The 13226-nt window shown below is 67.5% G+C and carries 10 protein-coding genes; 7 read left to right on the top strand and 3 right to left on the bottom strand.

The features are described 5' to 3' along the window. Positions 1-71 precede the first annotated feature (71 nt). Genes QE444_RS16930 through QE444_RS16945 form a run of 4 tightly spaced genes read left to right on the top strand, consistent with a single transcriptional unit; the run spans position 72 to position 3468 of the window. Positions 72-812 (top strand): ABC transporter permease, encoded by a 741-nt coding sequence (locus tag QE444_RS16930; RefSeq protein WP_133861065.1) that lies wholly within the window; start codon positions 72-74, stop codon positions 810-812. Further along, a complete protein-coding gene (locus QE444_RS16935) occupies positions 809-1519 on the top strand; it encodes an ABC transporter permease (RefSeq protein WP_208691653.1) in 711 nt (236 codons plus the stop codon). The genes QE444_RS16930 and QE444_RS16935 overlap by 4 nt, the downstream gene beginning before the upstream one ends. 37 nt (positions 1520-1556) lie before the next feature. Continuing rightward, positions 1557-2669: a succinylglutamate desuccinylase/aspartoacylase family protein gene (locus tag QE444_RS16940; RefSeq protein WP_282285933.1), complete on the top strand. Its 1113-nt coding sequence runs from the start codon at positions 1557-1559 to the stop codon at positions 2667-2669. 34 nt (positions 2670-2703) lie between these two features. Beyond that, positions 2704-3468, top strand: a complete 765-nt coding sequence (locus tag QE444_RS16945; protein WP_309740184.1) for an ATP-binding cassette domain-containing protein — start codon at positions 2704-2706, stop codon at positions 3466-3468. Positions 3469-3550: 82 nt separating this feature from the next. Here QE444_RS16945 and QE444_RS16950 read toward each other — a convergent pair whose 3' ends face one another. Next, entirely contained in the window at positions 3551-3682 is a 132-nt protein-coding gene (locus QE444_RS16950) for a hypothetical protein (protein ID WP_309740186.1), read from the bottom strand. 470 nt (positions 3683-4152) lie between these two features. Between QE444_RS16950 and QE444_RS16955 the strand changes: the two genes are divergently transcribed. After that, positions 4153-4878, top strand: coding sequence for a TorF family putative porin (locus QE444_RS16955; protein WP_208691656.1), 726 nt, complete (start codon positions 4153-4155; stop codon positions 4876-4878). Positions 4879-4881: 3 nt separating this feature from the next. Here the strand turns inward: QE444_RS16955 and QE444_RS16960 are convergent, their stop codons facing one another. Then, positions 4882-9228 (bottom strand): DEAD/DEAH box helicase, encoded by a 4347-nt coding sequence (locus tag QE444_RS16960; protein ID WP_309740190.1) that lies wholly within the window; start codon positions 9226-9228, stop codon positions 4882-4884. 231 nt (positions 9229-9459) lie between these two features. Continuing rightward, entirely contained in the window at positions 9460-10404 is a 945-nt protein-coding gene (locus QE444_RS16965) for an NAD(P)-dependent oxidoreductase (protein ID WP_309740191.1), read from the bottom strand. Positions 10405-10612: 208 nt separating this feature from the next. On the opposite strand from QE444_RS16965, the gene QE444_RS16970 reads away from it, so the two are divergent. Together QE444_RS16970 and egtB are read left to right on the top strand one after the other, a co-directional pair. Further along, a complete protein-coding gene (locus tag QE444_RS16970; RefSeq protein ID WP_280306427.1) occupies positions 10613-11842 on the top strand; it encodes a carbohydrate porin in 1230 nt (409 codons plus the stop codon). A 98-nt stretch (positions 11843-11940) separates the two neighbouring features. Further along, complete coding sequence (gene egtB / locus QE444_RS16975) at positions 11941-13224, top strand: ergothioneine biosynthesis protein EgtB (protein ID WP_273862263.1); 1284 nt, start codon at positions 11941-11943, stop codon at positions 13222-13224. Positions 13225-13226: the final 2 nt, after the last annotated feature.

Raw genomic sequence — 13226 nt, forward strand, 5'->3', positions numbered from 1 at the left:
GGGGGCGTTTTACGTATGACCGCCGGCGCCCACCGCGCCGGCGGCCTCACCAGGCGATTTTCCCAAGACGCATGCAGCAGAATTCCTTCGACTCCTTCTTGCAGTCCATCGGACTGGGCACGCTCAGCCTGCATGGCTACGGCCCGCTGATCCTGGAAGGCACCCTGACGACCCTCAAGCTCGCCGGCTTCGCGCTGATCGTGGCGGTCATCCTCGGCCTGCTCGGCGCCTCGGCCAAGCTATCGCGCCTCGCGCCCCTGCGCTTCATTGCCCAGAGCTACACCACCCTGATCCGTGGCGTGCCCGATCTGGTCCTGATGCTGCTGATCTTCTACAGCCTGCAGAACTGGCTGGGCGCCCTCACCGACTACATGGGCTGGGATTACATCGACATCGATCCCATGGCCGCCGGTATCGCCACCCTCGGCTTCATCTACGGCGCCTACTTCACCGAGACCTTTCGCGGCGCCATCCTCGCCGTGCCGCGCGGTCAGGGCGAAGCCGCCCTGGCCTACGGGCTGAGCCGCTGGCAGACCTTCACCCTGATCACCTTTCCGCAGATGATGAGATTCGCCCTGCCCGGCATCGGCAACAACTGGCAGGTGCTGCTCAAGGCCACCGCGCTGGTCTCCATCATCGGCCTGGCCGATCTGGTCCGTGCCTCCCAGGAGGCCGGCAAGGGCACCTTCAAGCTGTTCTACTTCCTGATCGTCGCCGGCGTCATCTATCTGCTCATCACCGCCGTGACCAACGCCATCCTCGGGGCCCTGGAACGGCGCTATCACGTCGGCGTGCGGGAGGCCAAGCGATGATCGAACTCCTGCAGCAATACTGGAAACCCCTGCTGTGGACCGATGGCTACCACATCACCGGCCTGGCCATGACCCTCTGGCTGCTGGTGGCCTCGGTGGTGATCGGCTTCATCGTATCGGTGCCGCTGTCGGTGGCCCGGGTCTCGGAGCGCCGCTGGCTGCGCTGGCCGATCGGCCTCTACACCTACGTCTTCCGCGGCACCCCGCTCTATCTGCAGTTGCTGATCTGCTACACCGGCATCTACAGCCTGGGCTTCGTGCGCGACCAGCCGATGCTGGGCAGCTTCTTCCGCGACGGCCTGAACTGCACCATCCTGGCCTTCGCCCTGAATACCTGCGCCTACACCACCGAGATCTTCGCCGGGGCCATCCGCAACACCCCCCACGGCGAGGTCGAGGCGGCCAAGGCCTACGGCCTGGATGGCTGGCGCCTGTACGTGCACGTCATCCTGCCCTCGGCGCTGCGCCGCTCGCTGCCCTTCTACAGCAACGAAGTCATCATGATGCTGCACTCCACCACCCTGGCCTTCACCGCCACGGTGCCGGACCTGCTCAAGATCGCCCGCGACGCCAACACCGCCACCTTCCTGACCTTCCAGGCCTTCGGCCTGGCCGCGTTGCTGTACCTGGCGGTGTCCTTCATCCTGATCGGCCTGTTCCGCCTGGCGGAGCGCCGCTGGCTGGCCTTCCTCGGCCCGACCCACTGACCCAAGCGGCCGCGCCCGGCGCGGCCCCGGAGTTGTCATGCGCCATCTCACCCATCCGCTGGTCGCCCCGGTCCCGGGCACCGAGCGCTGCATCCACAGCTTCCACTTCGGTCCCGCCGACAGTGGCCGCAAGGTCTATATCCAGGCCTCGCTGCATGCCGACGAATTGCCCGGCATGCTCACCGCCTGGCACCTCAAGCAGCGCCTCCGGGCGCTGGAAGCCGCCGGCGAGCTCTTGGCGGAGGTGGTCCTGGTACCGGTGGCGAACCCCATCGGCCAGGATCAGCAGGTCGCCGACGTCCACCTCGGTCGCTACGAGCTGGAAAGCGGGCAGAACTTCAATCGCCGCTTCCGCGACATGACCGCCCAGGTCGAAGCCGCCATCGCCGAACGCCTCGGTGACGACGTGAGCGCCAACCAGGCCCTGGTGCGCGAGGCCTTCCGCACCGCCCTGGCCGGGGAATCCGCCACCACCCAGCTCGACAGTCAGCGCCTGACCCTGCAGCGCCTGGCCTGCGACGCCGAGGTGGTGCTCGATCTGCACTGCGATTTCGATGCCGTGGCCCACCTCTACACCACGCCGGAAGCCTGGCCCCAGGTCGAGCCGCTGGCGCGCTATTTCGGTTCCGAAGCCAGCCTGCTCGCCACCGATTCGGGCGGCCAGTCCTTTGATGAATGCTTCACCCTGCTCTGGTGGAATCTCAACCAGCGCTTTGGCGAGCGTCTGCCCCTGGGCAGCCTGTCGGTGACCCTGGAGCTGCGCGGTCAGCTGGACGTGCGTGACGAACTCGCCGCGGCGGATGCCGAGGCCATCGTCAACTACCTGCGTCACCAGGGCTTCCTGGGCGGCACCGCCGCCCCCCTGCCGCCGCTGCTGCAGCCGGCCACGCCGCTGGCGGCCGTGGAGCCCGTGGCGACCACCCAGGGTGGCGTGCTGGTGCTCAAGGCCCAGGTGGGCGAACGCATCGCGGTCGGCCAGGTGCTGGCGCAGGTCGTGGACCCCATCAGCGATCGTGTCGAAGAGGTCCGCAGCGCGGTCGCCGGCATCCTCTATGCGCGCTCCAATCGCCGCATGGCCACCGCCGGCATGGTGGTCGCCCACGTGGCGGGCACCGAGGCCTATCGCAGCGGCTACCTGCTCTCGCCGTGACCCCTACCCCTTTTCAGCTGTGGAATTCCTATCCATGTACAAACTGACCGTCGAAGGCCTGCACAAGCGTTACGGCGACCACGAAGTGCTCAAGGGCGTCTCGCTCAAGGCCAAGACCGGCGATGTGGTCAGCCTGATCGGCGCCAGTGGCTCGGGCAAGAGCACCTTCCTGCGCTGCATCAACTTCCTCGAGCAGCCCAATGCCGTGACCATGACCCTGGATGGCGAGACCATCCGCATGGCCGAGGATCGCGGCGCCGTCCGGGTGGCCGACGCGGGCCAGCTGCAGAATCTGCGCACCCGCCTGGCCATGGTCTTCCAGCACTTCAATCTCTGGAGTCACCTGAGCGTGCTGGACAACATCACCCTGGCGCCGCGCAAGGCGCTGGGCATCAGCAAGGCGGAAGCCGAAGCGCGCGCGCGCAAGTACCTGGACAAGGTCGGTCTGCAAGCGCGGGTCGCCGATCAGTATCCGGCCTTCCTTTCCGGCGGCCAGCAGCAGCGGGTGGCCATCGCCCGCGCACTGGCGATGGAGCCGGAGATCATGCTGTTCGACGAGCCCACTTCGGCGCTCGACCCGGAGCTGGTCGGCGAGGTGCTGAAGGTGATCCGCGCACTGGCGGAAGAAGGCCGCACCATGCTCATGGTGACCCACGAGATGGCGTTCGCCCGCGAGGTGTCTTCTCAGGTGCTGTTCCTGCACCAGGGGGTGGTGGAGGAAGAAGGTCCGCCGAGCGAAATGCTGGTGAGCCCGCGTAGCGAGCGCCTGCGCCAGTTCCTCAGCGGCAACCTCAAGTAAGCCTGGGTCCCCGCCCGGGGGACCGCGCGCGAACCGGTCGGCTCCAGCCGGCCGGATTCGCGTCCGTCAAGGCTGGTGGCGCTTAGCGGCGCTGCTGCTGGCGACGACGCTGGGCAGCCAGTTGCTCGCGCTCACGGCTGGGAATCGGGATGGCCTTGACCAGACCGAGTCGCGCGAGCAGGTCCACCATCAGAGCTTGTATACGGTCGTTCATGGAAACTCCTCGAGCCAGCGCTCAATCAGGGACAGCCATAGTGGGCAGACCTTGCTGCCCTCCTCCACAATATTGAGTCTTTCTGGTTCGATTCAATCCACCAACGTGCGGTTGTTCGTCGCAACAGGGCGGCGCTTTGTCAAAAAGTGTGTCTTTTGCCCAAAGACAATGCCGGGGCCGCTCCGACGCCCGCCTGGTCAGGCGCTGCCGATTGTTATCGGAACCCATATCAAATCTGTCTGTCTTGATACTGCTATCGAGTTCAATTCTCGATCTGGAAACTGACGAATGGTGAAAATATGCCATCGTCGTTGGTTATCATCGCGGGACGATAACGGGTTAGCCGCGGTTTCTCATCCAATAACAACGATGTCATCAGGGTGCTCGCACCTCGATGTTCTCCCTGCTTGTTGTTATCCCCATCACATTCTTTCTCCAGTTAGCGTGACCGGCACGGCAGGAGTGCTCCCATGACCAGATCCTTACCTCTCTTCATCGCGCTCGGGCTGCTGGCCAGTCCGGCGCTGGCGGCCACCTGGGGCATGCAGCGCGAAGTAGGGGATTTCGATCTGAAGATGGGCACGGCCCCGTCACGTAGCATGGCTCAGGGTCTGGTCGCGCCCAACTCCGCCGGCATGGGCGGGGGCTTCGATCTCACCCACGACAGCGGCCTGTATTTCGGCCAGTGGACGACCAACAACGCCTCGTCCGCGGATGCGCCGTTGCTGGAGATGGACACCTACGCGGGCTACAAGCACCGCTTCGCGCCTGGCTATGGCTATGAGCTGGGCGTGATCAACTACAGCAACCTGATCCAGAATGTCGATCCCAGCCGCGAGCTGTATTCCGGGATGACCGTCTATGGCAAGCGCCTGGGCGCGGCCTTCGCCAATGACCCGGGGCGCCACAACGCCTCGCTCTATGCCGATCTGGGGACGCTGCCGCTGATCGAGACCGGGGTCTCGCTCAAGTACACCAACTATGTACTGGATGTGCCCTCGACCCTCGACAGCGGCGGCATGGTGCGCAGTTTCAACGACTGGTCGGTGAATCTGAGTCGCAAGTGGGTGAATACCCTGTTCAACCTGACCTACAGCGGCACCAGCCTGAGAGGCGCCGACTGCTCGGTGTATTCGGGCCACAACACCTACTGCGACAGTGCCCTCATGCTCAAGGCCTCGCACCCCTTCTTCTAGTCTTTACTGCCGCAGCAGGCTGCGCCCGATGCCGACTTGGGGTCGTTCCCGTCCCAGTTGCTGCAGGGCCTGGCGCGCCCGCACCTGCTCCCCGGCCTCCAGCTCGACCAGCCAGCTGACCCTGGTTCCCACCCGCGCGGCGATGGGCACCCCGTCGCGATAGAGCAGGCGATTGCCGGCCACGGCGGGTACCTTGGCGCCGGGCAGCAGGGTACCGACCAGATTGAGCGGATCCAGCGCCGAGACGCACACCCACAGATCCTCCGCCGGGCGCTGGCGCCACTCGCGCAGGGGGGCGATGGCGGCCGGATCGGCGAATTGCTCGCCGGAGAGCCCGGCAATGAAGCGGCCACCGCGGATCTCACCGCGGGCTTCCAGGCGATGGCAGGCACGCAGGAGGTCACGCCAGGGCGGCAAGACGGCGCTCTCGCGCTGCAGCAGTTGCCAGCAGAGCACGCCATAGCGGCGCAGCAGCAGCCCGACCAGGCGCTCCAGCAGCGCATCCGGCAGTCGCGCTTCGCCCGGCGCCTCGGCGGACCGCAAGGCGACCCAACGGCCGGCATCCTCCATCCCGCCATAGAGCGCCATGCGCCCACGGCGCGAACCACTGCGACCGCTGCCGCGCTTGGCTGCCGGCTGCAGCAGGGCGCGCAGACCGGCGAAGCTGTCGGCGTTGACCGCACCGGCCCCCACCAGCTCGCCCAATGCCGTCTCCAACTCGCTGCGCAGCAGGCGCGCCGCGCCGAGCAGCTCATCGAAGAAGGAGGCACCGCGTTGCGTCAGCACCTCCAGCACCCGCTGTGCCTTGGGTGACAGCATCTCGCTGCCGGTGGGATCGGTCAGGCCGTTCCAGTCGGCCAGGTGCCGCCGCGGCAGCAGGACGATGGGCGAACCCTTGACCGGTCCGCTACCGCCACGCCCCGCCTGGGGCAGGCGCAGCCAGACCACGCGCCCGGCGCGGCAGAGGTCATCGAGGTAGGTGAACTGATAGTCCGGCAGGCGACTGGGCAGGATCTCGCCTTCCCAGCCGGCGGCGGCGACCTCGAAGCCTTCCAGCAGGCCGATCACCTGCTCCAGGCCCTCGTTGCCTCTCAGGCTCGCCGGACCGGCCAGCTGCTGGTGCTCCAGCAGGAATCTCAGGTAGTCGGCCAGGGCCACCGGCTCGATGGCCTTGCGTAGCCGCCCCAGGGTGTAGCGATGAATCCGCGCCAGCAGGTGCCGCTCGCACCATTCCACAGCCTTGCCTGCCGTGGTGAAGCGCCCCTGCAGGACATAGCCCTCGCCCTCCAGGGCCAGCAGCGCCGGCGTGAGCTGCGCTGCTGGCAACCCGAGGCTGGCGGCCAGCTCCTCCTGGCCTACCGGACCCAGCGCGGTGAGGCGCCCGCGCAGCACCTCGACCAGGGCCGCCTCGGCATCCGCGGGCGCCGCGAAACCTGGCGGCGCACTGAGCACCGGCTCCGTGGCGGCGCCTGGAAACAGCACCTGGAACAACGGCAGTCGCTCGGCCGCGATCCAGAGGGTCGCCGCCGGCAGCCGCAACCGCCCTGCCCGCCCGGCCTTGACCAACTGGCGAGCCTGGGTCTGGTGGGGGGCCAGCTCCGCCTCGGTGAGAAAGCCGACGCCGAGCAGGGCTTCGTGCAGGTCATCGGCGCTCTCCAGCCGCGGCCAGGCCTCCGCCCGAACCAGGTCGATGGCCGCCGGATCCAGGGCGCCCAGCTCGTCCGGATCGGCGCCGCCGAAACGGCGATTCTGCACCGCCAGGGTCCGCCGCTCTTCGACGGGAGCGTCGTCCAGATAGGCATAGGGTTTGGCCGTGAGCACCTCGGCAGCCAGTGGCGAAGGTCCGGGCAGGTCGCGGCTCAGCAGGGTCAGTTGGCCACCGGTGATACGTTCCAGCAGGGCCAGCCAGCCACGGCTGTCGAGGGATTCGTGCAGGCAGTCGTCGAGGGTCTGGCGGACCAGCGGATGATCCGGCACCTGGCGCTCGCCGGCGAGATTTTCCAGGCAGGCGACCTGCTCGGGAAAGACCGTGGCCAGGAGGTCTTCGCTGCGCATGCGCTGCACCTGGGTGGCCACCTTGCGCCCGGCGCTGAAGCGCGGCAGGGCCAGGGCCGTGGTGGCATTCCAGCGCCAGCGCACGGCGAACAGCGGGGCGTCGAGCAGCGCCTGGATCAGCACGGTCTCGGCGGTGGCCGGATGCAGGTAGCGCCAGACCTCGTCGAGCATGAAGCTGTGGCTGGTTGCCAGCGAGAGAATCAGGGCGTTCTCGGTGGCTGCCGCCTGCAGCTCGACATTGAAATTGCGGCAGAATCTCTTGCGCAGGGCCAGGCCCCAGGCGCGGTTGATACGGCTGCCGAAGGGCGCATGGATGATCAGCTGCATACCGCCGGCCTGGTCGAAAAAACGCTCCATCACCAGGGTCTGCTGGGTCGGCAAGGCGCCCAGCGCCTGGCGTGCCCGACCGAGATAGTCCACCAGCTGGCGCGCCGCGCCCTCCTCCAGCGCATAGGCCGCGCCGAGGCGGGCGATGGCCGGTTCCGGAGGTTCGCCGGCCGCGGGCAGCAGGGGTTGGAGTTCCGCGCGCAACCGCGCCAGGCCGGCCGACAGCTCATCGCTGCGCCCCGGCGCCTCGCCGTGCCAGAAGGGGATATTGGGCGGCTGTCCCCTGGCATCCTCCACCCGCACCTTGCTGCCTTCGATCTTGACGATGCGGTAGGCGGTGTTGCCCAGCTGGAAGACGTCGCCCACCAGGCTTTCGAAGGCGAAGTCCTCGTTGACGCTGCCGACGGTATGGCCCTGGGGTTCGAGCAGCACGCTGAAATCGCCGCTCTCCGGGATGGTACCGCCGCTCATCACCGCAGTCGCCTTGCCGCCCCGGCGGCCACGCAGGAGACCGTTGACCGCGTCCCGATGAACATAGGCGGCGCGCGGACCGCGGCGATCCGTATAGCCCTGGCTGAGCATCTCCACCACGGCCCGATAATCGGCCTCGCTCAGCGCCGCATAGGGCTCGGCCTGGCGCAGCACGGCCAGCAGGCCCGCTTCCGACCACTCCTGGCAGGCGACCTCGGCCACCAGCTGCTGGGCCAGGACGTCCAGGGGCGCCACGGGGATGTGCAGGGTATCCAGCTCACCGCGACGCACGCAGTCGAGCAGCGCCACGCACTCCACCAGGTCGTCCCGCGAGGTGGGAAACAGCCGTCCCTTGGGCAGGCCGCCGACCTGGTGGTTGGCCCGACCGACCCGTTGCAGAAAGGCGGCGATGGAACCCGGCGAGCCGATCTGGCAGACCAGGTCGACCTCGCCGATGTCGATGCCCAGCTCCAGGGAAGCGGTCGCCAGCAGCAGGCGCAATTCGCCGCGCTTGAGGCGCTGCTCGGCGTCCAGTCGCTGCTCCCGGGCCAGGCTGCCGTGGTGGGCGGCGACCTGGGTGCTGCCGAGGCGATCCGACAGCTGGCGCGCCATGCGCTCGGCCAGGCGACGGGTGTTGACGAACACCAGGGTGGTGCGGTGCGCCTCGGCCAGTTCGGCCAGGCGGTCGCAGACCAGCTCCCAGGCCTGGGTGGACAGCAGGGCCTCCAGGGGAATGGGCGGCACTTCCAGCGCCAGGTCGCGGGCGCGCTGGTGGCCGATGTCGATCACCGTACAGGGGCGGGGCTGGCCCTGGGCATCGCGCCCGACCAGAAAGGCGGCCACGGCGGCCAGCGGCTTCTGGGTGGCGGACAGACCGATGCGCTGCAGCGGCTGCCCGGTGAGGGCTTCCAGGCGCGCCAGGCTCAGGGTCAGGTGGCTGCCGCGCTTGCCATCGGCGATGGCATGGATCTCGTCGACGATGACGCCGCGCACGCTGGCCAGCATTCGTCGCCCGGAATCCGAACCCAGCAGCACATAGAGGGATTCGGGCGTGGTGACCAGCAGGTGCGGCGGCCGCCGGCGCATGGCCGCCCGCTCCTTTTGCGGGGTATCGCCGGTACGCACCGCCGTGCGCAATGCCAGCGGCGGCAACCCCCGCGCGTCCAGCGCCGCGCCGATGCCGGCCAGGGGTTCTTCGAGATTGAGGCGGATGTCGTTGGACAGGGCCTTGAGCGGGGACACATAGAGCCAGAGACAGGCCTCGGGCAGGCCGTCTGCCTGCAACGCCTCCTGGACCAGGCCATCCAGCACGGCGAAGAAGGCGGTCAGCGTCTTGCCCGAGCCGGTGGGGGCCGCCACCAGCACCGAGGCGCCGGCGCGAATGGCCGGCCAGGCCTGCAGCTGCGCCTCGGTCGGGGCGGGAAAGCGCGTCGTGAACCAGCTGCGCGGCGCGTCGTGAAAGTCCGCCAGGACGGCGGCAGGCGAGTTCGAGGTCATGCGCTCAATATGGGAGTGGCTAGCAGGGGCCACAACCCAAGCCGACCGGTGGCGAACAAGAGCCTGTTTGAAGTCTAGCGAGCTAGAGCCAAACAAGACGAAGAGACCTGAGGAAGCGGACCGAGCTCGCGTGCGAGTTTACGAGTGGTAAATGAGCATTCCGACCGGGCTGGCGATCCAGGGTGTATTCAACGCCGTTTGGCCGACGCGCAGCAGACTTTCAACAGGCTCTCAGGCGATGCGATTGCGCAATTCGCCCCCCTCCAGCATGGCTTCGAGGTTGGCCAGCATCACCTGTTGCTGGGCCTGCTGGGCCGAGGCCGCATTGGCCGCGACATGGGGGCTGAGCACCAGGTTGGGCTGCTGGCGCAGGCGTTCGGGCACCTCGGGTTCGCGGGCGAAGACATCCAGCGCCGCGCCGGCGATCACTCCCTGCTCCAGGGCCTCGGCCAGGGCCTCTTCGTCGACCACGCTGCCGCGAGAGATATTGACCAGATGGCCCTCCGCACCAAGCGCGGCCAGGACCCCGGCATCCACCGCGCCCACGGTCTCGGCGCTGGCGCGGACCGCCACCACCAGCACATCGCTCCAGCGCGCCAGCTCCAGCAGACTGCCGTGATAGGCATAGTCCAGCCCCTCCCGCGGCGAGCGATTGAAGTAGCCGATCTCCATGTCGAAGGCCTCACCGCGGCGGGCGATGCGCCGACCGATCTCGCCCAGGCCATAGATGCCCAGGCGCCGCCCGGCCAGGCCCGGGACCTGGGGCATGCGCTCGACGGCATTGCCCTGCCAGCGACCGCTGCGGACGAAGGCATCGCCCTGCAACAGGCGACGGGCGCTGGCCAGGATCAGGCCAAAGGTGAATTCCGCCACGGCGGTGGCGTTGGCGTCACCGCCGGTGGTCACGGCGATGCCGCGCTCGCGACAGGCCGCCAGCTCCACGCCCTCGTAGCCGGTGCCATAGCAGGCCACCAGGCGCAACGCCGGGAGCGCGTCGAGCAAGGCCGCGCGAGTCGGCAGGCCGCCAATGGTCAGCAGGGCCACCGCCTCCTCGGCACCGACAGGCAAGGCCGCAGGATCGGCTGAAGGAAAGGGACCCAGTACCCGGTAGTGAGCCTCGAGTTGGTCAACCAGTCCCTGGGGCAATTGCGGGGCCATCAGCAGCGTCGGTTTCATCTTGTAATACTTTCCCTGGCCAAAAACCCCAGCGTCGCCAGCGGGAGGCCTGGTCGTCAACCATTCTCTTTAGGCCGCCGCTCTCGACCCTGTTCGCCCAGGTCTCGATCTCGATCCAAGTCCTTGATAGGACGAGGTTTTCGCGCAACTTGTCGACCTGGCATCAGGTCCGATCGGCGTTCGCCAAACCACAGAGGGATTTTTGGGTATGAGTAGAGTTTTTCGCCAGGCCGGCACCGCCGCCTGCCTCGCCCTGCTTGCCGGCAGCCTGCCACTGAACGCCGTGGCGCTGGAATTCAGCGGCTACGGCCGGGTAGGTGTCGGTGGCGCTGCGGAAGGCGGCAAGCAGAGCTGCTTCCAGCTGCCCGGGGCACCCGCCAAGTACCGCCTGGGTAATGAATGCGAGACCTACTGGGAACTCGAACTGCACCAGACCCTGTACAAGGGCGTCGATGGCACCGAACTCAAGGTGCACGGCATGGCCAGCCTTTACAACGTCTATGACCAGACCCCCACCTTCAGTGGCGACAACGGCAACGTCCGCCTGCCGCAGATCTGGACCAGTCTCAGCTTGCCGGCGCTCAATGGCGGCGGACTTTGGGCCGGTCGCCGCTACTACAAGCGTCACGACATCCATATCAACGACTTCTACTACTGGAATCCGAGCGGCACCGGTTTCGGCGTGGAGGACTACGGCCTGGGCGACAGCGGGCTGCGACTGAGCTACGCCTTCAGTCGCGAAGACAACGTCGACCAGCCGGACAAGGCCAATCGCCACGACCTGAACCTGGGCGGCATCAAGACCAATCCCGGTGGCGAGATCGAACTGGGGCTGTCCTATATCCAGCGCGCCGGCCAGGTGCAGAACGCCCACAGCGGCTGGTCGGCCACCGCCGAGCACAAGCAGTCGCAGTTCTTTGGCGGGGTCAATGTCTTCACCGTGCAATACGGCCGCGGTCCGGGCACCGGTCTGGGCGCCACCGGCAGCCTGACCGCCGACCGGGATTACGAAAGCCTGCGCGTACTCGAATCGCCGCGCTGGCAGCTCACCCCGCGCTTCGGCGGCCAGTTGCTGGCGCTCTACCAGCGCGACCGGGCGCCGGGCGATGGCGGCCAGACCTGGTATTCCTTTGGCGTGCGGCCCAGCTATGCCTTCACCCGGCTGTTCAAGCTGCAGGTGGAGTTCGGCCACGACCAGATCCACCCCGACAGTGGTGCAACCCGCACGCTGAACAAGGTCACCGTGGCGCCGACCCTGGCGCTGGGCGGCATGGGGCTGATGGATCGGCCGGAGATCCGCCTCTACTGGACCTACGCCAGTTGGAACCGCGGCGCCCAGGACGCTGCCGTGGCCGGCACGGCGCTGTCCGACAGCGGTGCCTTCGGCGATGCCCGCCACGGCAACAACTTCGGTGTGCAGCTGGAAACCTGGTGGTAGAGAGCGGCAAGCGAGACCGCCCGTCATAACCGGGCGAACTAAACTTATGGCGTCCGGTCGGTTTCCTGACAACCAAAAGGCCGACCAGGGAGAACGCCATGAATCCTCTCGCCCGCGAGCTGCCCGCAGCGAGTGACACCGCCACCACCCTGCTCGACCGCTTCCAGCGCGTGCGCAGGGCCAGCGAGGCCCTGTGCGCCCCGCTCACCGTCGAGGATTACGTCATCCAGAGCATGGCCGACGTCAGTCCGCCGAAATGGCACCTGGCCCACGTCACTTGGTTCTTCGAGGCTTTCATCCTCAAGCCCTTCCTCAAGGGTTACCAGACGCCCAATCCGGCTTACGACTACCTGTTCAACTCCTATTACGAGACCCATGGCAAGCCCTTTCCCCGGGCGGCCCGCGGGCACCTGTCGCGACCGGGCGTGGACGACGTCTATCGCTTTCGTGCGGCGGTGGACACCGCCATGGCCGAACTGCTCAGCGCGCCGCCCGCCGAACACGCCGTCGAGATCGCCCGACGCCTGGAGCTGGGTCTGCACCACGAGCAGCAGCACCAGGAATTGCTGCTCATGGACATCAAGCACATCCTCGCGCAGAACCCGCTGCACCCGGTCTATCGCGCCGACCTGGCCAAGGGGCCCACAGCGCCGATAGCGCCCCTGGGCTGGGAAAGCCATCCAGGCGGCGTCCGGCATGTCGGCCATGGCGGCGACGGCTTCGCCTTCGATTGCGAGACGCCGGTCCACCGCCAGTTCGTCGATGACTTCCAGCTGGCCGATCGGCTGGTCACCAATGGCGAATACCTGGCCTTCATCGAAGACAATGGCTACGGCCGCAGCGATCTCTGGCTGTCCGACGGCGCCGCGGCCATCCGCAGCCTCGGCTGGCAGGCGCCGCTGTACTGGCAGAAGCTCGATGGCGTCTGGCATCACTTCACCCTGGGCGGCCTGACTCCGGTGGATCAGGCTGCACCGGTCTGCCACCTGAGCTTCTACGAAGCCGATGCCTACGCCAGCTGGGCCGGCGCCCGGCTGCCCACCGAGGCGGAATGGGAGACCGTGGCGGCGCGCCAGCCGATCCAGGGAAACTTCGTCGAGCAGGATCACCTGCAGCCGGTCGCCAACGCGGGCCAGGGCATGCGCCAGCTGTTCGGCGATGTCTGGGAATGGACCGGCAGCGCTTTCCGCCCCTACCCTGGCTTCAAACCGCTGCCGGGCAGCCTGGGCGAATACAACGGCAAGTTCATGTCCGGCCAGATGGTCCTGCGCGGTGGCTGCTGCGCCACGCCCCAGGACCATGTGCGCGCCTCCTATCGCAACTTCTTCTATCCCACCATGCGCTGGCAGTTTTCCGGCCTGCGCCTGGCCAGAGAGGTCTGACC

The organism is Pseudomonas sp. SORGH_AS_0199 (genome assembly GCF_031453735.1).
GTDB lineage: Bacteria > Pseudomonadota > Gammaproteobacteria > Pseudomonadales > Pseudomonadaceae > Chryseomonas > Chryseomonas aestiva.